This is a genomic window from Kitasatospora sp. NPDC054795 (assembly GCF_053611565.1).
In genome coordinates this window covers 1-21,808 of sequence record NZ_JBSHAP010000084.1, presented here as the reverse complement: position 1 = coordinate 21,808, position 21,808 = coordinate 1, and the positions used below count along the sequence as shown (strand labels likewise).

The following is a 21,808-nucleotide window of genomic DNA, read 5'->3' as shown; positions in this document are numbered from 1 at the left end:
CGCCCCCGCCCCCGTCGGCCGGCCCCCCCCGGGCGCCGGGCCCGCCCCCCCCCCCACCCGCGACCAGGCTAGAGCCTGCCTCCTGACCTCAGGCGACGCTCGGCAGCGGCGGGTCGACCGCCAGCGGCGCGGTGGAGCGGGCCCGGTGCTGGGCGGCCCAGGAGACCAGCGCCACCGTGCAGGCGTGGTCCAGGTGGCGCAGCCCGGACCAGTCCAGTTCCACCGGCCGGTCCGCCGGCAGCCGCTCCAGGGTGTCCAGCAGCCGGGGCAGCCGCAGGAAGGTGGCGTTGCCGCTCAGCCGCACCCGGTGCAGCGCCTCCCCGGTCGGCTGCGGCTGCTCCTCCACCGCGATCTGCAGGTGCGAGGTCTGCCAGGCGGACTTGGCCACCGCCAGGCCGACGCCGATCAGCACCCCGTCGAACAGGTCGGTGGCGATGATCGCGGCCGCCGTCACCACCAGCACCAGCGCCTCGCCCAGGTGCCCGCGGCAGAGCGCGACGATCCGGCGCAGCGGCACCAGCTTGGCGCCGGCGTGCACCAGGACGGCGGCCAGCGCGGTGAGCGGCACCAGCCCGAGCACGCCGGGCAGCAGCGCGGTGAACAGCAGCAGCCAGCCGCCGTGCAGCACCCGCGAGGCCTTGGTGCGCGCGCCGGCCTGGACGTTGGTGGCGCTGCGCACGATCACGGCGGTCATCGGCAGCGCGCCGAGCAGTCCGCAGACGGTGTTGCCGACGCCCTGGGCGGTGAGTTCGCGGTCGTAGTGGGTGCGCGGCCCGTGGTGCATCCGGTCGACGGCGGCGGCGCTGAACAGCGTCTCGGCGGAGGCGATCAGGGTGAAGGCGACGACCGTGCCGAGCCCGGCGGTGCCGGCCAGGGCGGTCAGCGACTCGCGGTCGGGCAGGTGCACCACGTCGAACAGTCCGGCCACCCGGATCCTGGCCACCGGCAGGTCGGCGACCGCGGTGACGGCGGCGGCCAGTCCGACGGCGGCCAGCGGGGCGGGGACGGCCCGGGCGGCGCGCTCCGGCAGGTACTTCCAGCCGACCAGGACCAGCAGGGTGCCGAGGCCGAGGGCGACCGCGCTCGGGTTGGCCGCCGCGGTCAGCACGTCGCCCAGCAGGGCGGGCAGGCCGGCGATCTTCTCCGGCCCGGTGGCGGGGGCGCGGCGGTCGGCGAGCGCGTAGAGCTGGCCGAACACCAGGGTCAGTCCGATGCCGGCCAGCATGCCGTGCACCACCGAGGCGGACATCGCCCGGAACCAGCGGCCGAGCCGCAGGGCGCCCATCGCCAGCTGGAGCAGGCCGGTGGCGAGTACCAGCAGGCCGAGCGCGCCGGCGCCGAAGCGGTGGACGGCGTCGGCGACCAGGACGGTCAGCCCGGCGGCGGGACCGCTGACCTGGAGGCTGCTGCCGGGCAGCAGGCCGGCGACCAGGCCGCCGACGATCCCGGTGACCAGCCCGAGTTCGGCCGGGACGCCGGAGGCGACGGCGACGCCGACGCAGAGCGGGAGGGCGACCAGGAACACCACCAGCGAGGCCGGCAGGTCATGGCGCCAGGGGATCGCGCGCAGGACGGCGACCGGGGTGCGGGGCCGGCCCGGCGGGCCGTGCTTGCGGAGGCGGCCCGGCGGGCTGTCGCTCCGGTGGGGCGGCGGGTTCACCCGGTCACCACCAGGGACCGGGCAGGGGTGCAGCAGCGCATGGGGACGTTCCTTCCGCGCGCCCGCCGCAGCGGGCGCGCCGTTGCAAGGGCGGGGAGCACGAGGAAGAAGGGGGAAGGGACCGCGCCGGGGGCGGCGACAGCGGTACGGCCGCGGGTCCGGGCGGACCAGAGCGCGGCGGCGGGTGTCGGGTCGGTGCGGCCAGGGGGGTGCGTCCCTCGCTCGGGTGCGGCGGACCGGGCACGCTGGTCCTGGACGGGGCCACCGGCGGAGTTCCCCCGCTCCGCGGCGCTCCCAAATCCCCCTGCCGCGGCCTCAGTTGGACGTCACGGGCCCGGCGTGCCACCGACGGTACCCAGCGCGGCGGGGCGGGCCGACGACCGGCACCGTCCCTTCACCGCCACTGCACACCGGCTGCGCTTCCCGGCGCGGAGCCTCCGCTTCCCCGGGCACACCAGCGCGACTGCCGTTCGGGCGTGCGAATCCCCGCCGGTCCGGCCGCGCCGCGCGACCCTGCTCCCGGCCCGATTCCCGCCCCGCCGCCGACCCCTCCGCCGCCCCCGCCCCCGCCCGTGGCTTCCACATTCTGTTGAAGTCCTCTTGACGCCCCGACGGACCCCGCCCTACCGTGTTTCCGCATACAGAAACCGTTCTTCCGTATGATGGAATTCAGGAGATGAGCCCTCCGAGCCACTGCGGGCCGAAGCAGGAGAGATCCGATGCCTCGTATGACAGCCGCCCGCGCGGCCGTGGAGATCCTCAAGCTCGAAGGCGTCGAGGTCGCGTTCGGCGTGCCCGGCGCAGCCATCAACCCGTTCTACGCCGCGCTCAAGGCCTCCGGCGGGATCGGGCACACACTGGCCCGGCACGTCGAGGGCGCCTCCCACATGGCCGAGGGTTACACCCGCGCCGCGGCCGGCAACATCGGGGTCTGCATCGGTACCTCCGGCCCGGCGGGCACCGACATGATCACCGGCCTGTACTCGGCGATCGCCGACTCCGTCCCGATCCTCTGCGTCACCGGCCAGGCGCCCGTCGCCCGGCTGCACAAGGAGGACTTCCAGGCCGTCGACATCGCCTCCATCGCACGGCCGGTCACCAAGGCCGCCACCACCGTGCTGGAGGCCGCGCAGGTCCCCGGCGTGTTCCAGCAGGCCTTCCACCTGATGCGCTCCGGCCGCCCCGGCCCGGTCCTGATCGACCTGCCGATCGACGTCCAGCTCACCGAGATCGACTTCGACCCGGAGGCCTACCAGCCGCTGCCGGTCTACAAGCCGGCCGCCAACCGCACCCAGATCGAGAAGGCCCTCGCGCTGCTCCAGCGGTCCGAACGCCCGCTGATCGTCGCCGGCGGCGGCGTCATCAACGCCGACGCCTGCGAGCTGCTGCTGGAGTTCGCCGAGCTCACCGGAGTCCCGGTGGTCCCGACCCTGATGGGATGGGGCATCGTCCCGGACGACCACCGGCTGAACGCCGGCATGGTCGGCCTGCAGACCTCGCACCGCTACGGCAACGAGAACTTCCTCGCTTCCGACTTCGTCCTCGGCATCGGCAACCGCTGGGCCAACCGCCACACCGGCGGCCTGGACGTCTACACCGCGGGCCGCACCTTCGTCCACGTCGATATCGAGCCCACCCAGCTCGGCCGGATCTTCGCCCCGGACCTCGGCATCGCCTCCGACGCCAAGGCCGCGCTGGAGCTGTTCGTCGAGGTGGCGCGCGAGCTGCGGGCCGCCGGCACCCTCAAGGACCGCGGCGCCTGGGCCGCCTCCACCCAGGAGCGCAAGGCCCTGCTCCAGCGCCGCACCCACTTCGACGACGTGCCAATCAAGCCGCAGCGCGTGTACGAGGAGATGAACAGGGCCTTCGGCCCGGAGACCCGTTACGTCACCACCATCGGCCTGTCCCAGATCGCCGGCGCACAGCTGCTGCACGTCTACCGGCCGCGGCACTGGATCAACTGCGGCCAGGCCGGCCCGCTCGGCTGGACCGTCCCGGCCGCGCTGGGCGTCGCCACCGCCGACCCCGCGGGCCAGGTCGTCGCGCTCTCCGGCGACTACGACTTCCAGTTCATGATCGAGGAGCTGGCGGTCGGCGCCCAGCACCGCATCCCGTACGTCCACGTGCTGGTGAACAATTCCTGCCTGGGCCTGATCCGCCAGGCGCAGCGCAACTTCGACATCGACTACCAGGTCAACCTGGAGTTCGAGAACGTCAACTCCCCGGAGCTGGGCGGCTACGGCGTCGACCACGTCAAGGTCGTCGAGGGCCTGGGCTGCAAGGCGATCCGGGTCACCGAACCGCAGGACCTGCTGCCCGCGTTCGAGGAGGCCAAGAAGCTGGCCGCGGAGTTCCGCGTCCCGGTCGTGGTCGAGGCGATCCTGGAGCGGGTCACCGACATCTCGATGGCCGCCACCGACATCGACAAGGTCAACGAGTTCGAGGAGACGGCCGCCCTCCCGGAGCACGCCCCGACGGCCATCAGGCCGCTGGCGCTCTGAACGCGCGCCCGACCCGCCCCCGACTGCCCCCGACCCGATCCGAACGCGCCGCGGCCGGTCGCGCGCACCGGTCGTGCGGGGGCGGACGAGCCGCTCCGTGCGCCCCCACGCGCCCCCGCACCCGGAACACCGGCACGCCGACCGCGGTTGATCAGGTCACGGCCGCTACCGTGGCCCCGGAAGAGGCCCGGCCCGACGACTCCCCGAAAGGACCACTCCCGTGAGCCTGTACGACATCCCGCTGCGCACCCTCGACGGCGCGCCCACCTCGCTGGCCGACCACAAGGGCAAGGCGCTGCTCATCGTCAACGTCGCCTCCCGGTGCGGCCTGACCCCGCAGTACGAGGGCCTGGAGCGGCTCCAGCAGCGGTACGCCGGGCGCGGGTTCACCGTGCTGGGCTTCCCCTGCAACCAGTTCGCCGGGCAGGAGCCGGGCAGCGCCGAGGAGATCCGCACCTTCTGCTCCACCACCTACGGCGTGACCTTCCCGCTGTTCGAGAAGATCGACGTCAACGGCGAGGACCGCCACCCGCTGTACGCCAAGCTCACCGAGGTCGCCGACGCCGACGGCCAGGCCGGGGACGTCTCCTGGAACTTCGAGAAGTTCCTGATCTCCCCGGACGGCACCGTCGTCGCGCGCCTGCGCCCCCCGGTCGACCCGGAGGCGCCGGAGCTGATCACCGCGATCGAGGCCGCACTGCCGGCCTGACCGCGCGCACCACGAAGGCCCGGGGCCCGTTGGAACCCAAGAAGTTGGAACCCAAGCAGCCCCGGGCCTTCGCCGTGCGCGCACCCGGGGAGAGCGCGCCGGGGGCCGGGCCGAAGGGCCGGGCGCCGTGTCGGCTCCGGCCCGCGCCGGCTCGTGTCCGCGCCGGCGGCTGTTCCGGGGTCCGCGTCGGCCCTCCTCGGGGTGTTGCGGACATGCTCAACGCACCCCTACCGTGTGTGGCCCCGTTGATCCATTGCATACGGAGGGCTCACCTTGATGTTCCGTCAAGTCAGAACAGCGGCACGAGCGCTGCTCGCGGCCGGCCTGCTCGTCACCGGCACGCTCGCCGGTGCCTCGCCGGCAGCGGCGGCCGATGCGGCGCCGACGGCCCTGACCGCGTCCGACTACACCCTCACCTCGGACTACCACCAGTACGACACGCTCAACTCGGCGCTCGCCACGACGCTGGGGACCTCCGCCGTGCACACGGTGATGGAGAACGCGAACCACGACCGGCAGCCGCTCCCCGCGTCCTTCTCCGTGGCCGGCCTGTCCACCGGCTTCCGGTTCGACGACGGCGACAACTCCGACTGCCAGAGCTTCCCCCAGGGCATCACCACGAGCCGGGACGCCGTGGGGACGGCGAACAGCGGCAACTACGACGGCCACCAGCTCGTGCTGGTGAGCTGGTACACCAAGGACGGCTGCGACGGCGCCCAGCAGCGCAGCCGGATCACCCTGGCCGACTGGGACGCCACCTACCCCAACAAGTACCGCAAGATCCTCCTGGTGGAGCCGACCGGAACCGCGGCCGCGCCGGACTTCAAGGACATCCCGATCCACGCCGGCGGCGTCTCCTGGTACGGCGACTACCTCTACGTCGCCGACACCGGCCGCGGCATGCGCGTCTTCGACATGCGCAAGATCCTCAACACCGACACCGGCGGCACCGCCGACCAGATCGGCCGCCAGTCCGGTTCCGTCTACTACGCCCACAACTACGCGTACGTGCTGCCCCAGATCGGCACGGTCACCGCGCAGACCGCCACCGGCGCCAAACTGGTGTGGTCGTCGATCTCCCTCGACCGGGTCGGCAAGTCGATCGTGATGACGGAGTACACCTGCCAGGCGGACTGCGTCGACTACCCCAACCGCCCGCCGAGGGCCGTCCGCTTCCCCTTCGCCTCCGGGGCGGCGACGTTCGCCGCGACGACGACCGCCGGCCAGGCCCTCCAACTGCCCTGGTACAAGCTCAACGGAGTGGCCTCCCACAACGGCCGGTGGTGGTTCAACTCCTCGGGGCAGAAGAAGCTCTACTACTGGACCCCGACCGCCGGCCCCTCGACCTTCGCCTGGGTGGGCGGCGGCGAGAGCCTCTCGTACTGGGAGGACGCCACCGAGCCCGACCTGCTGTGGTCGCTGCAGGAGACCACGGGCGGACGCAACGTCTTCGCGGTCACCCAGTCCACCTACGGCGGCGGCTGAGCCCCGGGCCCGGGCCCGAGTTCACGGACCGGATGACGAGGGCGGCCCCCGGGCGGGCCCGGCGGCAACGGTCTGCCGGATGATGGGGAGCCAGGGCACGGCAGCGGATGTGAGGGCAGCGCGGTGACAGCAGGCGAATCCACGGAGTTGGAGTCGGGACACCGGTCGGCGGACCACGAGGGCCCGGAGACCGTCGTGGCCGCTCCCCGGCCCGCGGCGGGCACGGAGCCCCCGGGCGAGGGTGCGCGGCGCCGGCGTTCCCTGGTCCGGCGGCTGACGGTCCTCGTGCTCGTCCTCGTCCTGCTGTGCCTCCCGCCCTGGTGGACGCTGTTCGCCTCCGGCGCCGACTGGCCGGTCCCGGTCTTCCTGGCCGGCACGGCCGTCCTCGCCGGCTGGCTGGTCTCCTTCCCCTTCCTGATGGTCGCGGGCCACGGGCGGCGGCGCAGCGACCGGGCCGCCCGCGTCGCGGACACCAGCCTCGGGATGATCTGGGTGCTGTTCACCTGGTCGGTGCTGGGCGGCGCGGTGGACCTGGTGCTCGTCGGGCTCGACGCCGGCGGCACCGACCGGGCCAGGGCGGTGGCCGCTGCCGTCGCCGTGGTCTCGGCCGGGCTGCTGGGCTGGGGGCACCACGAGGCGATGCGCGTGCCCCGGGTGAAGCGGGTGGACGTGCACGTCCCGCGGCTCGGCGCCGGCCTGGACGGGACCCGGGTCGTGGTGCTGGCCGACACCCACTACGGGCCGATCGACCGGGCGGGCTGGTCCGCGCGGGTCACCGAGGCGGTCAACGCGCTCGACGCGGACGTCGTGGTCCACGCTGGCGACATCGCCGACGGCACCCCCGCCCAGCGCCGGGAGCAGTCCGCGCCGCTCGGGACGATCCGGTCGCGGCTGGCCAGGGTCTACGTCACGGGGAACCACGAGTACGGCAGCGAGGCCCAGGGCTGGCTGGACCGGATGGCGGACCTGGGCTGGGAGCCGCTGCACAACCGCCACGTGGTGGTGGAGCGCGGCGGGGACGCCCTCGTGCTCGCCGGCGTGGACGACGTGACCGCGGAGTCCTCCGGCCTGGCCGGACACCGCGCGAACCTGCTCGGCGCACTGGCGGGGGCGGACCCGGCCCTGCCGGTCCTGCTCGTCGCCCACCAGCCCAAGTACGTCCCGCAGGCCGCTGCCGCCGGCATCGACCTGCAGGTCTCCGGGCACACCCACGGCGGCCAGATCTGGCCGTTCAACTTCCTCGTCCGCATCGATCAGCCGGTGGTGCACGGCCTGAGCCGGCACGGGGAGCGGACCCAGCTCTACACCAGCCGCGGCACCGGCTTCTGGGGCCCGCCCTTCCGGGTCTTCGCCCCGAGCGAGATCACTCTGCTCACGCTGCGCTCGGGCGCAACCCCGCCCGCCGCGTAGCGGGCCCGTCGCCCGCCGGATCCGATGCTCGCGGGACGCCGGCTCCCCGTCTGCCGGCTCGCCGCGCGGCTCACGGCAGCAACAGCCGGGTGCCCGGCGGCAGTTCGCCGTCGCGTGCGGCGTCGCGCAGGTGTGCCAGCAGGGTCTCCCGAAGGGCCTCCGCCGCGCGGGTGGGCGGCACCTCGTGGCCGTGCGCGACGGCGATGGTGCGGCCGAGGCCGGGCCCGGCGAACGCGGTCACCGCGAGGCCGGAGCGGGCGGCCACCATGCCGGGGACGACGGCGGGTCCGAGTCCGGCCCGGACGAAGCCCAGCACCGCGTCCATCTCGCCGCCCTCCACCGCGAACCGCGGCTCGAACCCGGCCGCCCGGCAGGCCGCCAGGGTCGCCTCCCGGACGTCGTAGCCCTCCCGGAACATCACCAGCGGCCGGTCCTTCAGCTCCGTCACCCGGGCCTTGCGCCGGGCCCGCCCCTCGGCGGCGACCAGCACCAGTTCCTCGTGCAGCAGTTCGGTGACCGCCAGCGCGGGCTCCTGCTCCCCGCCCGGCCGGGTGATGATCAGCGCGAGGTCCAGTTCCCCCGCCGCCAGCCAGCCGACCAGATCGCGCGAGCCGCCCTCCCGGACCACCAGCGTCACCCCCGGGTAACGGTCCCGGAAGACCCGCAGCACGTCCGGCACCAGGCTGGTGCACAGGCTCGGCGGCGCGCCCAGCCGGACCCGGCCGCGGCGCAGCTGGACCGTCTCCTGCACGGCCAGCCGGGCGCTCTCGGTGTCCGCGAGGATGCGCCGGGCCAGCGGCAGCAGGGCATCCCCGGCGTCGGTCAGCGCGATGTTGCCCCGGGTGCGGTGGAACAGTTCGGCGCCCAACTCCCGCTCCAGCGAACGGATCTGCTGCGAGAGCGACGGCTGGGCGACGTGCGCCGCCTCGGCGGCCCGGGTGAAGTGCCGGGTCTCGGCGACGGCCAGGAAGTAGCGGAGTTGCTGGAGCTGCACAGGACCAGGATAGGACGCATCGATAGTCGGCGCCTATCGTCACGAGCCGCATCATGTCTTGGACGCACCCGACCCACCGTCCCTACCGTTGCAGCCATGACAACCGCGACTCGGACGGCCCGGCACCCGTCCACCCTGGCGACCCTGTGGCGGTCGACCGTCGGCAAGAAGGCGGTCATGGCCGTCACCGGACTGGCCATGCTGCTGTACCTGGTCGCACACATGCTGGGGAACCTCAAGGTGTTCTTCGGCCCGGACGACATCAACGGCTACGCGGCCTGGCTGCGCACCATCGGGCAGCCCTTCCTGGGCCACGAGTGGTTCCTGTGGATCGCCCGGGCCGGTCTGCTGACCGCCGTGGTGCTGCACGGCGTCTCCGCGTACCAGCTCAGCCGCCGCGACCTCGCGGCCCGCCCGAGCCGGTACGTGCACAAGCCCCGCCGGGCGAGCTACGCGACCAGGACCATGCGCTGGGGCGGGGTGATCCTGGCGCTGTTCATCGTCTGGCACGTCCTGGACCTCACCACACTGACCGTGAACCCGGCCGCCGAGCACGGCCACCCGTACCAGAACATCGTGGCCTCCTTCGGCCGCTGGTACGTCGACGTGTTCTACGTCGTCGCGATGCTGGCCGTCGGCCTGCACATCCGGCACGGGTTCTGGAGCGCCGCGCAGACCCTCGGCGCCAACAACGCCCGCCGCGACCGGGCGCTCAAGCTGATCGCGAACGGCCTGGCCCTGGTACTGACGGCCGGGTTCCTGTCCGTCCCCGTGGCCGTGATGACCGGAGTCGTGAAGTGAGCAGTGGCGAAGTGAGCAGTGGTGACATGAGCTACCTCGAGTACACCCTCGGCGAACCGGTCGCCGACACCAGGGCCCCCGCCGGCCCGATCGAACAGCGCTGGGACCAGCGGCGGTTCGACGCCAAGCTGGTCAACCCGGCCAACCGGCGCAAGCACACCGTGATCGTGGTCGGCACCGGCCTGGCCGGCGGCGCGGCCGGCGCCACCCTGGCCGAACAGGGCTACCGCGTCGTCCAGTTCTGCTTCCAGGACTCCCCCAGGCGCGCCCACTCGATCGCCGCCCAGGGCGGCATCAACGCGGCCAAGAACTACCGCAACGACGGCGACTCGATCCGCCGGCTGTTCTACGACACCGTCAAGGGCGGCGACTTCCGCGCCCGCGAGTCCAACGTGCACCGGCTGGCCCAGGTGTCGGTGGAGATCATCGACCAGTGCGTGGCCCAGGGCGTGCCCTTCGCCCGCGAGTACGGCGGCCTGCTCGACACCCGGTCCTTCGGCGGCGTGCAGGTCTCCCGGACCTTCTACGCCCGCGGCCAGACCGGCCAGCAGCTGCTGCTCGGCGCCTACCAGGCGCTCTCCCGGCAGATCGCTGCCGGGAACGTGGAACTGCACCCGCGCACCGAGATGCTCGACCTGCTGGTGGTCGACGGCCGGGCCCGCGGCATCGTCGCCCGCGACCTCGTCACCGGCGAGATCCGCAGCCACACCGCGGACGCCGTGGTGCTCGCCAGCGGCGGCTACGGCAACGTGTTCTACCTCTCCACCAACGCCAAGAACTCCAACACCACCGCGATCTGGCGGGCGCACCGGCGCGGCGCGTACTTCGCCAACCCGTGCTTCACCCAGATCCACCCGACCTGCATCCCGCGCTCCGGCGACCACCAGTCCAAGCTCACCCTGATGAGCGAGTCGCTGCGCAACGACGGCCGGATCTGGGTGCCCAAGGCGCAGGGCGACAGCCGGCCGCCGGCCGAGATCCCCGAGGAGGAGCGGGACTACTACCTGGAGCGGATCTACCCGTCGTTCGGCAACCTGGTGCCCCGCGACATCGCCTCCCGGGCCGCCAAGAACGTCTGCGACGAGGGCCGCGGCGTCGGCCCCGGCGGCCAGGGCGTCTACCTGGACTTCGCCGACGCGATCCGCCGGCTGGGCCGGGACGCCGTCGAGGCCAGGTACGGCAACCTCTTCGAGATGTACGAGCGGATCACCGCCGAGGACCCGTACCGGGTGCCGATGCGGATCTACCCGGCGATCCACTACACGATGGGCGGGCTCTGGGTCGACTACGACCTGCAGACCACCGTCCCCGGCCTGTTCGCGATCGGGGAGGCCAACTTCTCCGACCACGGCGCCAACCGGCTCGGCGCCAGCGCCCTGATGCAGGGCCTGGCCGACGGCTACTTCGTGCTGCCGCCGACCATCAACGACTACCTGGCCCGCCACCCGCTGCCGACCGTGCCCGCCGACCACCCGGTGCTCGCCGAGGTGGAGGCCGAGGTCGAGGACCGGCTCAACCTGATCCTCGCGGTCAACGGCGACCGCACCCCGGACTCCTTCCACCGCGAACTCGGCGAACTGCTCTGGAACGAGTGCGGGATGGCCCGCGACGAGGCCGGACTGCGGCGGGCGCTGGAGCGGATCCCGCGGCTGCGCGAGGAGTTCTGGCGCCGGATCAAGGTGCCCGGCACCGGGCAGGAGCTCAACCAGTCGCTGGAGAAGGCCAACCGGCTCGTCGACTACTTCGAACTGGCCGAACTGATGTGCCTGGACGCACTGCACCGCGCCGAATCCTGCGGCGGCCACTTCCGCACCGAGAGCCAGACCCCGGACGGCGAGGCCGCCCGCCGCGACGAGGACTTCTCCTACGCCGCCGCCTGGGAGTTCACCGCCACCGGCGCGGCACCCGTCCTCCACCGCGAGGAACTCGACTTCGAGCACGTCCACCCCACCCAGCGGAGCTACGCGTGAACCTCACCCTGCGCATCTGGCGCCAGGCCGGCCCGGACGCACCCGGCTCGATGACCACCTACCAGGTCAGCGGGATCAGCCCGGACATGTCCTTCCTGGAGATGCTGGACACCCTCAACGAAGAACTGATCACCCGCGGCGACCAGCCCGTCGCCTTCGACCACGACTGCCGCGAGGGCATCTGCGGCGCCTGCGGCATGGTCATCAACGGCCGGGCGCACGGCCCCGAGCGCACCACCACCTGCCAGCTGCACATGCGGCACTTCCAGGACGGCGACACCATCGACGTCGAGCCCTGGCGGGCGGCGGCCTTCCCGGTGGTCAAGGACCTGGTGGTGGACCGCTCGGCCTTCGACCGGATCATCGGCTCCGGCGGCTACATCACCGCCCCCACCGGCAGCGCCCCCGAGGCGCACGCCACGCCCGTCCCCAAGGAGGTCGCCGACACCGCCTTCGAGCACGCCGAGTGCATCGGCTGCGGCGCCTGTGTGGCGGCCTGCCCGAACGGCTCGGCGATGCTCTTCACCTCCGCCAAGGTGGTGCACCTCAACGTGCTGCCGCAGGGTGCGCCGGAACGGGCCGCCCGGGTGCGGAACATGGTCTCGGCCATGGACGCCGAGGGCTTCGGCGGCTGCACCAACACCGGCGAGTGCGCCACCGCCTGCCCCAAGGGCATCCCGCTGCCCAGCATCGCGGCGATGAACCGGGAGTTCCTGCGGGCCGCCCGCGGCTGACAACTCCCCTCCTGCGGTCGGCCCCCCGCTCTGGTGCTCAGGCGGGGGGCCGACATGGGTTTACGGCGGGGCGTGCGGCGGTGGTTCGCGCTACCCGTACGGGTGGCGGATCCCGGCGGGCGGTGCTTCCTGACGGAGAATCGCGCTACGGTGGTGCTCCGCCACGGAAGGACGGCATATGCCCGAGGTTCAGTCCTGTTCCGGTTGCGGCGGGTCCGGGGGGACCCAGAAGACCGAGGCAACGGTCGAACTGGACGAGGAAGGAAGCATGGTGCCCAGCGTCCACACGTTCTGGTCGCCCTGCGGTCGGTGCCACGGATCCGGGACGGTGATCGTCGGATGAGGTTCGTCTTCGAGTGCGTCGAGTGCGGTGGGCACTACCTGCCGCCCGAGGAGATGGTGTACCCGGACGGGCCGGCCTCGCCGGTCTGGTGCACCGCCTGCCAGAGCGCCAAGCACGCGGCCGGTGTCCGGGAGGACCCGCTGCTCGCCCGGGTCGCCCTGGCCGCCGCCCGGGCCGCGCTGGCCGGGCGGGCCGCGGAGGCGGCCGAGCAGCCGGCCCGCGCCGACGTTCGCCCGTCCCGCCCGCCGCTGTCCCGCCGGGCCCGCTCCGGCCCGGGCGTGGTCCGAGGCAAGCTGAGCTGACGGCCCGTGGCCGGCGGGACCAGGGCATACGAACCGACGATGTGTCAGTTGCCGGGTACGGCAATGAACTTGTGCAGACCCGGAACGTGCTGGCACATTGTCCTCCCCTGCACGACAGTATTGGGGGACATGGCCATGCAGCCGACCGATCCTACCGATTCGACCCGGGCCGGCCAGACCGGCTCCTTCCCGTTCGTTCCGCCGCCTCCGCCCGGCGGGCCGCCGACACCGGCCCCGTTCGGGCCGCCGCCGCCCACCGCCCCGCCGCCGGCCTTCGCGAGCGGTCCCAGCGGCACCCCGACCACCACCCGCGTCGCGGTCACCAACCGCATCCTCTGGATCGGGCAGGCCGCGTACCCGCTGGCCAACGTGGCCCGGGTCGGCACCTCCCTGATCGTGCCCGGCCGGCGCCGCGCGCTCCTGCGGCTGCTCGCCTTCGCCCTGGTCGTCTTCCTGCCCGTGTTCGTGATCGCGCAGGCCGCCGACGGGTCGTCCTCCGACTCCGGGTCCGGCACGCTGGTCCTCGTCGCGGTGATCCTCGTGGCGGTCTACTTCCTGATCTTCACCTGGCCGGTGCTGCGCCGGCCCGACCTGTACGTGCTGGCCGTGGACACGGCCGGCCCGCCCACCGCGGTGCTGGCCTGGCTCACCGCGGAGCCGGCGTTCGAACTGCAGGCCACCATCACCCGCGCGATCGAGAACCCGCAGGCCGAGTTCCAGCAGGTCGTCCAGACCATCAGCGTGGACCTGCGGCAGTACCAGTTCGGCGACAGCGTCAACATCTACGGCGGCCAGGGAAACACGGGAGTCAGCAAGTGAACGACAACGAGCGTCCGAACGTCCAGTACGGCGACCGGGTCACCATGCACGGGGGCAGCAACAACATCGGCATCCAGCACAACAACGGCCCGGCCGCCGACCAGGCCCTGCCGCCGGAGGTCGCCGCGCTGTTCGCCCGGCTCGCCGCCGTGGTCACCGAGCTGGCCCGGGACGGCCGGCTGCACGAGGCGGACCGGCAGAGCCTCGCCGAGGCCCTGCCGGTGCTGACCAGCCCGGCCGCCGAGGAGCCGAGGAGCCGGCGCAACACCCTGCTGCTGCTGGCCGGTGTGGCCCAGAGCCTCGGCGAGGCGGCCACCCCGGCGCTGGGCCTGGCGAACCAGCTCCTGGCCCTGCTCAGCGGCTGACCGTGCGCTCGTCCACGTAGTGCAGGGGGAAGCCGGGAGCCGTGCTGAAGTGCGGTCGGTACGGGAAGGTGCCGTCGAAGGTCTCGTGGGCAGCGATCATGGTGTGGACCCGCTCCAAGTGGTAGCAAATTAAAACCGCAAGGCCGAGGCCAGGCCCTTGCGGTTTTATTACGCAACCACGCTGGTCGGGGCGGTTCCGCGAACGCTCTCAGAACAGCGCCTCCTGGGTGTCCGGCTCCGGTGGACGCAGTCGCTCGCGCAGGGTCAGACCCGTCGAACCGCGGCCGGCGACCGGGCCGAGCGTCCAGCCGGTGAGCAGTCGGGTGTCCAGCAGCAGCGGGCCGGAGCCGTCCGCCTGGTCGAGGAAGAGGTGCCGGCCCACCGGCGGCCGGAGCCGGCCCGCGACGACCGCGCCGTCGGCCAGCCCGACGATCTCCCGGTACGCCTCCGGGGCGCCGCCGGCCAGACCGTAGCGCTCGACGTGGTCGACCACCGGGCGGTCGGCGAGCAGTTCCACGGCGTGGCCGTCCAGCAGCCGGTGCGCCCGGGCGCGGGCCTCGGCGAGCACCGTGCGGCGGTACGGGGCGTCCCCGTGCGACCACCAGTGCTCGGTCTTGAGCCGGGACTTGTACCGCTCGCGGGCCAGGCCCGAGGCGGCGACGGTGAGTTCGGCGCGCCGGACCGCCGGCAGGGCGCCGCGCGCGGTGAACGCGTAGGCCAGCACGCCCTGTTCGAGCAGCCGGCTGTCGCCGCGCTGCTCGGCGGTGAGGCCGACCTTGAGCAGGCCCTCGCCGAACCAGGCGAGGTAGAGCAGGTAGGTGCGGCCGTCGTCGAGGATCTGGTCCCGGGCGAGGGCGAGGCCGCGGTCCACGCTCTGGCACGCCGGGCACTGGGTCGCCCCGCCGGCCGGATCGATCACCGCGTGGTGCGGGCAGGGCGTGCGCTCCGTCGCCCCCGCCAGCCAGGCCCCGACGCAGCGGCGCGGGCCGCCCAGCAGCCAGCCGACCTCCGCCCCCGGCGCCACCGCGCGCTCGTGCACCCGGGCGCCGCACGCGGCCCCGAGCAGGGCGCGGCCGTCCTGCCAGCTCAGGCCGGTGGAGATCCAGCCGGCGGGGCGGCCCTGGGGCTCCGGGTGCTGCGGGGGGATCGTCACGTCTCTCCTTGCCGTCGGTAGCCGTCGAGACTACCCGGTGCCACCGACAGGCCGGCCGCTCCCGCGGAGCCTCCGGGCCCTGGTGGGCGGGCGGCGGCCGGACCTCCGCTCGAACCCCGCTCGACGGACCCTCCAGTCGACGTGACCCCGTCAAAACGCACGGCTAGCGTCCTCGGCAGTGAATCCCCCACGAACGACCCCCTCGGGAAGGGAACAGCCATGCGCATTCTCCAGCGTGCCGCCGCCACCACCGGCGCTCTCGCCCTCGCCGCCTCGGGCCTGCTCCTGGCCGCCGGCCCGGCCTCGGCCACCACGACCGCGTTGAGCTGCAACGCGCCGTCCTACTTCACCGGCAGCGGCGGCCACGCGGGCGCCTCGATCCGCTGCGTCGGCTCGGCCTTCACCGGCCGGATCGTCTGTTACAAGCCGGGCTACGGCAACTACACCCACTACGGCAACCGCGTCGAGTCCGGCGGCACCTCGACCACCTGGTGCGACCTCGGGGCGACCATCCAGAAGGCCGACGCCGTCTCCTCCTGACCCCGCGGCAGCACGGCGCGGGAGACCGTGGGCCCGTCCGGCGACACACCGCCGGGCGGGCCCACGTCGGCTTTCCGTCGCCTCGGCCGCCACGCCTCCGGCGCCGTCGCCCCGCCCGAAAGCCCCGCAGGTCACCGGCGCTTGGCCCGGCGGGGTGTTCACGTTCTATTGTTGCGGGCGCGGTCGGCGGCGCAGCCGGGAGGCGGTGCCGCGGCGGCCGGTCGGCGCGAGGCGAATGGGGTGGACGGACGGTGTCGGGGCGGCGGAGCAGCGGGGTGCTGGCGATCTGGGCGGAGGCGCAGCGACAGCAGCAGCGCCGGGAGGAGGCCCGGTGGCGCGCCGAGGCGGCGGAACTGCGCCGCCGGGAGCGGGAGCAGCGCGAGACGCAGAAGGCGGCGGCCCGCGACGAGCGCGAGGCGCTGCGCGCCCACCAGCAGTCGCGGGAGGCGGAGGTGGCCCGGCGGACGGCCGAACTGGACGCCCGGGTCGAGGAGTTGAGGGGGCTGCTGGCCGCCGGGCTGGCCGCGCCGGCCTTCGGCCCGCAGGCCCTGCTGGCGCCGCCGGCGGTGCCGCCGTTCGATCCGGGTCCGCTGGGCGAGCCGGTGCCGATGCCGGACCAGTCCTCGGCCCGGTACTTCGTGCCGCCGCCGGACCCGGTCCAGGCCCGCAACCCGGGGGTGCGGCAGCAGTACGAGCAGTACCTGGCCCAGGCCCGGGCCCGGTTCGAGCAGGACTGGTACGCCGCCCGGGCCCGGGAGGCGGACCGGCAGCAGCGGCTCGCCGGGTACCACCAGGAGTACCTGGCCCGGGCCGAGCAGTCCCGCCGGCAGCAGGAGGAGCTGACCGCGCGGACCGAGGAGCTGCTGCGCCGGCTGCGGGCGGGTGAGCCGGAGGCGGTGCAGGAGTACTTCACCGCGGGCCTGTACGCCTCGGCGGCCTGGCCGGAGGGCTTCCCGCACCGGCTGGTGGCGGCGTTCGACGCCGGGAACCGCCAGTTGGTGGTGGACTGGGAGCTGCCCGGGCCGGACGTGGTGCCGGCCGCCGCGCGGGTACGGTACGTGAAGTCGGACGACCGCGAGGCCGAGGTGGCCCGCCCGGCGACGGAGCGCAAGGCGCTGTACCGGCAGGTGCTGGCGCAGTCGGCGCTGCGGGTGGCGGCGGAGCTGTTCCGGGCGGACCGGGACGGGCTGCTGGACTCGGTGGTGCTGAACGGTTTCGTCCTCGGCATCGACCCGGCGACCGGCCGGGAGGCCGAGCGCTTCCTGTCCACCCTGACCGCGACCCGGGCCGGCTTCGCCGGCCTGGCACTGGACCGGGTGGATCCGCTGGAGTGCTTCCAGGGCCTGGGCGGCCGCTTGTCGGCGCGCCCGGAGCGGCTGGACGAGGTGCGCCCGGACCGGCGGCCGGAGAGCGTCGGCGGGAGCCTGGCCGGGCACGGCGGCGAGGACGAGCCGGACCTGTTCGAGATGGACCCGCTGGAGTTCGAGGACCTGATCGCCGAGCTGTTCCGGCTGCGCGGCTTCCGGGTGATGACCACGGCCCGCAGCGGCGACGTCGGGGTGGACGTGGTGGCGGAGGACCTGGACCCGGTGACCGGCGGCAAGATCGTGATCCAGGCGAAGCGCTACAAGAAGACCGTCCCGCCGACGGCGGTGCGCGACCTGGAGTCCACCGTCCGCCACCACGGCGCGAACAAGGGCATCCTGGTCACCACCGCGGGCTTCGGCCGCGGCTCGTACAGCTACATCGAGGGCAAGCCACTGACGCTGGTGAGCGGTCCGGAGCTGGTCGTCCTGCTCGCCGAGCAGGGTCTGCGCGGCCGGCTCGGCGGCGGGTCCGGGGAGGCCGGGGCCGCCGCTGCCGCCGCGAACGGCGGTCCCGAGGGGGCGGGCGAGAGCGCCCTCACGGTGAGCTGGCAGAGCCGGACGGCCGGCGGGGACGCGGTGGAGCTGGACGTCACCGCCTTCCTGTGCGCGGGCGGCCGGGTGCTGAGCGACGAGCACTTCGTGTTCTTCAACAGCCCGCAGGATCCGGACGGTTCCGTCCGGCTGCATCCGACCCGCTCGGTGCCGGGCGAGCCGACCCGGGCGGCCCGGCTGGCGCTGGACCTGCGCCGGCTGCCGGCCGCCGTCGAGGAGGTGGTGGTCGCCGTGTCCACCGAGGAGGAGGAGCACCCGGCGCTGCCGCTCGGCTACGTGCACGGGCTGGCCCTCTCCGCCGCGTACGGGCCGGGCGCGGGCGGTCCGGCCGCCTGGGCGGGACCGACCGGCGGGGTGCCGGACACCGCGATGCTGCTCGGGGCGTTCCGCCGGGGCGCCGGCGGCTGGGAGTTCAGCCCGTCCGGGCGGGCGGTGACGAACGGTCTGGCCGGGCTGGCGGCGGCCTTCGGCGTGGCGGTCGAGTAGCCGGCCGGAACCAGCTCCCTCAGGGGCCGGCGTCATACCTGAGGAGGAGATCGCCCCCGCCACCCCGCCGGGTGGGCGGGGGCCGACCGTCCGCGCGGCATACACATCGCGTTCGAACAGCTTGGGATGATGTTACGGAGTTAAACATTCCGTTAATCCGTCCCAGGAGTCCACGTGACGTTCCCCGCAACCGCCGTCCGCACCGGCCTGGCGGCCGCCCGAGCCACCGGCCTGAACAAGGTCTACGGGGAGGGGGAGACCCGCGTCGTCGCCCTCGACAACGTCACCGTGACCTTCCCCCAGGGCGAGTTCACCGCCATCATGGGCCCGTCCGGCTCCGGCAAGTCCACCCTCATGCACTGCATGGCCGGCCTGGACACCGTCACCTCCGGCTCCTCCACCATCGGCGACACCGAGCTCGTCGGCCTCAAGGACAAGCAGCTCACCCAGCTGCGCCGCGACCACATCGGCTTCATCTTCCAGGCCTTCAACCTGCTCCCCACCCTGACCGCCCTGGAGAACGTCACCCTGCCGATGGACATCGCCGGCCGCAAGGTCGACAAGGCCTGGCTCGACCGCGTCGTCGACACCGTCGGCCTCTCCGGCCGCCTCAGCCACCGCCCCTCCCAGCTCTCCGGCGGCCAGCAGCAGCGCGTCGCCTGCGCCCGCGCCCTGACCGGCAAGCCCGACATCATCTTCGCCGACGAGCCCACCGGAAACCTCGACTCCCGCTCCGGCGCCGAGATCCTCTCCTTCCTGCGCAACTCGGTGCGCGAACTCGGCCAGACCGTCGTCATGGTCACCCACGACCCGGTCGCCGCCTCCTACGCCGACCGCGTCGTCTTCCTCGCCGACGGCCGCATCGTCGACGAACTCCACCACCCCACCGCCGACACCGTCCTGGACCGCATGCGCCGCTTCGACGCCAAGGGCCGCACCAGCTGAGGCCCCCGGCCCCCGAAACGCCACCCGTCCCCGAGTACCCCCAGGACTGACACCTCCCCATGTTCCGCACCGCACTGCGCAACGTGCTCGCCCACAAGGGCCGGCTGCTGATGACGGTACTGGCCGTCATGCTCGGCACCGCCTTCGTGGCCGGCACGCTGGTCTTCTCCGACACCGTCGGCAACGCGCTGAGGACCCAGAACTCCAAGAGCTACACCGACATCGCCGTCACCGTCAGCGACCGCGAGGCCCGCAACCTCGGCGACGACCACAGCGGCCGGCTCGCCGGCCCGACCCTCACCGAGGAGACCCGTACCAAGGTCGCCGCGGTGCCCGGCGCCGCCGAGGTCCGCGGCGTGGTCAGCGGCTTCGCCGGCATCGCCGACACCAAGGGCGCGCTGATCGGCAACGGCTTCTCCACCACCGGCACCAACTACGTGCCGGGCGCCGACGGCACCGACCCGCGCTACCCGCTGGTCGAGGGCCGCGGCCCGAAGGACGCCACCGAGATCGCGCTCGACCGCAAGACCGCCGACAAGGGCGGCTACAAGGTCGGCGACACCGTCCGGGTCGCGGTCAACGGCCCGGTGATGAAGCTCAAGCTCACCGGCACCCTGACCACCAACGACCCGCGCGTGGTGGCCGGCGGCTCGCTGGCCGCCTTCGACACCGCCACCGCCCAGCAGCTCTACCTGACCCCGGGCCGCTACGCCGAGCTGGACGTCAGGGCCAAGCCGGGCACCGACGACGACGCGCTGCTCGCCGCCGTCAAGCAGGCCGTCCCGCAGGGTGACTTCATCGAGGCCAGGACCGGGCGCGACCTCGCCGCCGCGCAGGACGAGATGATCAGGAAGGGCACCACTGTCCTGACCACCTTCCTCATGGGCTTCGCGGGCATCGCGCTGTTCGTCGGGATCTTCATCATCGCCAACACCTTCACCATGCTGGTCGCCCAGCGCACCAAGGAACTGGCCCTGCTTCGCGCCGTCGGCGCCACCCGCCGCCAGATCACCCGCTCGGTGCTGATCGAGGCCGTGCTGGTCGGTCTGACCGCCTCGGTGACCGGTCTGCTGGCGGGCATCGGCATCGCCGCCGGACTCAAGTCGCTGCTCAACGGCCCGATGGACGCCAACCTTCCGGACGGCCCGCTGATCGTCGCCCCCGGCACGGTGATCGCCGCGCTCGCGGTCGGCGTGCTGGTGACGGTGCTGGCCGCCTGGCTGCCCGCCCGCCGGGCCTCCCGGATCGCCCCGGTGGCGGCGATGAGCTCGGCCGAGCAGCCCGCCACCCAGAAGGGCCTGCGGGTCCGCAACGCCATCGGCCTGCTGTTCTCGCTGGCCGGCCTCGTCTCGCTGGCGGCCGGTGTGGCCGGCAAGGAGGTCAAGCTGGTCGGCCTCGGCGCCGGTGCGCTGCTGATCGGCGTGTTCGTGCTGACCCCGCTGCTGTCCCGGCCGCTGATCGCGCTGTTCGCCCCGCTGCTGCGCGCCGTGTACGGCGCACCGGGCAAGCTGGCCCAGGAGAACGCGATCCGCAACCCGCGCCGCACCGCCGCCACGGCCTCGGCGCTGACCATCGGCGTCACCCTGATCACCTCGCTGACCGTGATCGGCGCCTCGGTGAACCAGGCGGTGGACAAGGCCACCGCGACCGACCTCAAGGCCGACTACACGGTCGCGATGCAGAACTTCTCCTCGCTCTCCCCCGAGATCGCGGCCCAGATCGCCAAGGCGCCCGGCGTCAGCGTGGTGAGCGCCGAGCGCAGCATGTCCGTCAAGACCGGGCAGAACGGCGAGGACAGCGAGTGGATGACCGCGGTGGACGCCGCGACCATCGACCAGGTGGCCACCGTCAAGGTCAGGGAAGGCTCGGCGGACGCCCTCAAGCAGGGCAAGCTGCTGGTCAGTTCGGGCCGTGCCGAGAACGCCGGGTACAAGGTCGGCGACACCCTCGCCGTCACCTACCCGGACGGCGTCAAGGGCTCGCTGACCGTCGGCGGGATCCTGGAGGCCAACACCGCGCTGGCCTCGGTCGTCGCCCCGGAAGCCGTGGTCGGCCCGCACGCCCAGCCCGGCTCCGGCCTGGAGAAGGTCCTGGTCAAGGGCGCGAACGGCGCGACCGAGGAGCTGAAGCAGGCGCTGCGCGACGCGTCCGGCGGCAACCCGCTGATCGCGGTCAAGGGCGCGAAGGAGATCAAGGCGGAGAACCGCCAGATGATCACCGGAATCCTGAACATGATGTACGGCCTGCTCGGCATGTCCGTGGTCATCGCGGTGCTCGGCGTGGTCAACACCATGGCGATGTCGGTGTTCGAGCGCCGCCGGGAGATCGGCATGCTGCGGGCGATCGGCCTGGACCGGCTCGGCATCCGCCGGATGGTCCGGCTGGAGTCGCTGCTGATCGCGCTGTTCGGCGGGCTGGTGGGTGTCGGCCTCGGCATCCTGGTCGCCTGGGCGGGCGTGCGCACGCTGGCGGACAGCCTCAAGGACATCACCACCGTCGTCCCGCCGGTGCAGACCGTCGGCTTCCTGCTCGCGGCCGCCGTGATCGGTCTGCTGGCCGCGCTCTGGCCGGCCCACCGGGCGGCCAGGCTGGACATCCTGGACTCGATCAAGAGCCAGTAGCGGTCCGGAGGTACGGAAGCCCGGAGCCCCCGGGGCGGTTCTCGTCGAACC

The 21,808-nt window shown here is 73.4% G+C and carries 17 protein-coding genes; 14 read left to right on the top strand and 3 right to left on the bottom strand.

Annotated features, from left to right (window positions below; all coding sequences use genetic code 11):
• Positions 1-88: 88 nt before the first annotated feature.
• The gene (locus ACWGJO_RS27040) at positions 89-1,570 is read right to left on the bottom strand and encodes a SulP family inorganic anion transporter (protein WP_452187640.1); all 1,482 of its coding nucleotides are present in this window, start codon (positions 1,568-1,570) and stop codon (positions 89-91) included.
• A gap of 809 nt (positions 1,571-2,379) precedes the next feature.
• On the opposite strand from ACWGJO_RS27040, the gene gcl reads away from it, so the two are divergent.
• From gcl to ACWGJO_RS27020, 4 genes are all read left to right on the top strand, one after another.
• Positions 2,380-4,161, top strand: coding sequence for a glyoxylate carboligase (gcl, locus tag ACWGJO_RS27035; protein ID WP_452187605.1), 1,782 nt, complete (start codon positions 2,380-2,382; stop codon positions 4,159-4,161).
• Positions 4,162-4,381: 220 nt separating this feature from the next.
• Positions 4,382-4,870, top strand: coding sequence for a glutathione peroxidase (locus ACWGJO_RS27030; RefSeq protein ID WP_387695470.1), 489 nt, complete (start codon positions 4,382-4,384; stop codon positions 4,868-4,870).
• 276 nt (positions 4,871-5,146) lie between these two features.
• On the top strand, positions 5,147-6,355 hold the full coding sequence (locus ACWGJO_RS27025) for a hypothetical protein (RefSeq protein WP_452187603.1): 1,209 nt from the start codon (positions 5,147-5,149) through the stop codon (positions 6,353-6,355).
• A 195-nt stretch (positions 6,356-6,550) separates the two neighbouring features.
• On the top strand, positions 6,551-7,765 hold the full coding sequence (locus ACWGJO_RS27020; RefSeq protein WP_452187639.1) for a metallophosphoesterase: 1,215 nt from the start codon (positions 6,551-6,553) through the stop codon (positions 7,763-7,765).
• A gap of 70 nt (positions 7,766-7,835) precedes the next feature.
• On the opposite strand, the gene ACWGJO_RS27015 is transcribed toward ACWGJO_RS27020, so the two are convergent.
• On the bottom strand, positions 7,836-8,759 hold the full coding sequence (locus ACWGJO_RS27015; RefSeq protein WP_452187601.1) for a LysR family transcriptional regulator: 924 nt from the start codon (positions 8,757-8,759) through the stop codon (positions 7,836-7,838).
• Between the two features lie 96 nt (positions 8,760-8,855).
• Between ACWGJO_RS27015 and ACWGJO_RS27010 the strand changes: the two genes are divergently transcribed.
• The 6 genes from ACWGJO_RS27010 (at position 8,856) to ACWGJO_RS26985 (ending at position 14,093) form a co-directional block, all read left to right on the top strand.
• On the top strand, positions 8,856-9,560 hold the full coding sequence (locus tag ACWGJO_RS27010) for a succinate dehydrogenase cytochrome b subunit (RefSeq protein ID WP_452187599.1): 705 nt from the start codon (positions 8,856-8,858) through the stop codon (positions 9,558-9,560).
• Positions 9,561-9,586: 26 nt separating this feature from the next.
• Positions 9,587-11,530 (top strand): fumarate reductase/succinate dehydrogenase flavoprotein subunit, encoded by a 1,944-nt coding sequence (locus tag ACWGJO_RS27005; RefSeq protein ID WP_452187597.1) that lies wholly within the window; start codon positions 9,587-9,589, stop codon positions 11,528-11,530.
• The gene (locus ACWGJO_RS27000; protein WP_359913819.1) at positions 11,527-12,264 is read left to right on the top strand and encodes a succinate dehydrogenase/fumarate reductase iron-sulfur subunit; all 738 of its coding nucleotides are present in this window, start codon (positions 11,527-11,529) and stop codon (positions 12,262-12,264) included. Before ACWGJO_RS27005 ends, ACWGJO_RS27000 begins: the two co-directional genes overlap by 4 nt.
• A gap of 339 nt (positions 12,265-12,603) precedes the next feature.
• Positions 12,604-12,909 carry a hypothetical protein gene (locus ACWGJO_RS26995; RefSeq protein WP_387695465.1) on the top strand — a complete coding sequence of 102 codons (306 nt, stop codon included), beginning with the start codon at positions 12,604-12,606 and terminating at the stop codon, positions 12,907-12,909.
• 129 nt (positions 12,910-13,038) lie between these two features.
• Positions 13,039-13,728, top strand: a complete 690-nt coding sequence (locus ACWGJO_RS26990) for a DUF6232 family protein (protein WP_452187595.1) — start codon at positions 13,039-13,041, stop codon at positions 13,726-13,728.
• Entirely contained in the window at positions 13,725-14,093 is a 369-nt protein-coding gene (locus ACWGJO_RS26985) for a hypothetical protein (protein ID WP_452187593.1), read from the top strand. Before ACWGJO_RS26990 ends, ACWGJO_RS26985 begins: the two co-directional genes overlap by 4 nt.
• 208 nt (positions 14,094-14,301) lie before the next feature.
• Here ACWGJO_RS26985 and ACWGJO_RS26980 read toward each other — a convergent pair whose 3' ends face one another.
• Positions 14,302-15,246 (bottom strand): DUF2797 domain-containing protein, encoded by a 945-nt coding sequence (locus ACWGJO_RS26980; protein WP_452187592.1) that lies wholly within the window; start codon positions 15,244-15,246, stop codon positions 14,302-14,304.
• 219 nt (positions 15,247-15,465) lie between these two features.
• Between ACWGJO_RS26980 and ACWGJO_RS26975 the strand changes: the two genes are divergently transcribed.
• The 4 genes from ACWGJO_RS26975 (at position 15,466) to ACWGJO_RS26960 (ending at position 21,757) form a co-directional block, all read left to right on the top strand.
• Positions 15,466-15,786 carry a hypothetical protein gene (locus tag ACWGJO_RS26975; protein WP_401048610.1) on the top strand — a complete coding sequence of 107 codons (321 nt, stop codon included), beginning with the start codon at positions 15,466-15,468 and terminating at the stop codon, positions 15,784-15,786.
• A gap of 275 nt (positions 15,787-16,061) precedes the next feature.
• Positions 16,062-18,191 carry a restriction endonuclease gene (locus tag ACWGJO_RS26970; protein ID WP_452187590.1) on the top strand — a complete coding sequence of 710 codons (2,130 nt, stop codon included), beginning with the start codon at positions 16,062-16,064 and terminating at the stop codon, positions 18,189-18,191.
• A 174-nt stretch (positions 18,192-18,365) separates the two neighbouring features.
• Positions 18,366-19,136: an ABC transporter ATP-binding protein gene (locus ACWGJO_RS26965; RefSeq protein ID WP_452187588.1), complete on the top strand. Its 771-nt coding sequence runs from the start codon at positions 18,366-18,368 to the stop codon at positions 19,134-19,136.
• A gap of 59 nt (positions 19,137-19,195) precedes the next feature.
• Entirely contained in the window at positions 19,196-21,757 is a 2,562-nt protein-coding gene (locus ACWGJO_RS26960) for an ABC transporter permease (RefSeq protein ID WP_452187586.1), read from the top strand.
• Positions 21,758-21,808: the final 51 nt, after the last annotated feature.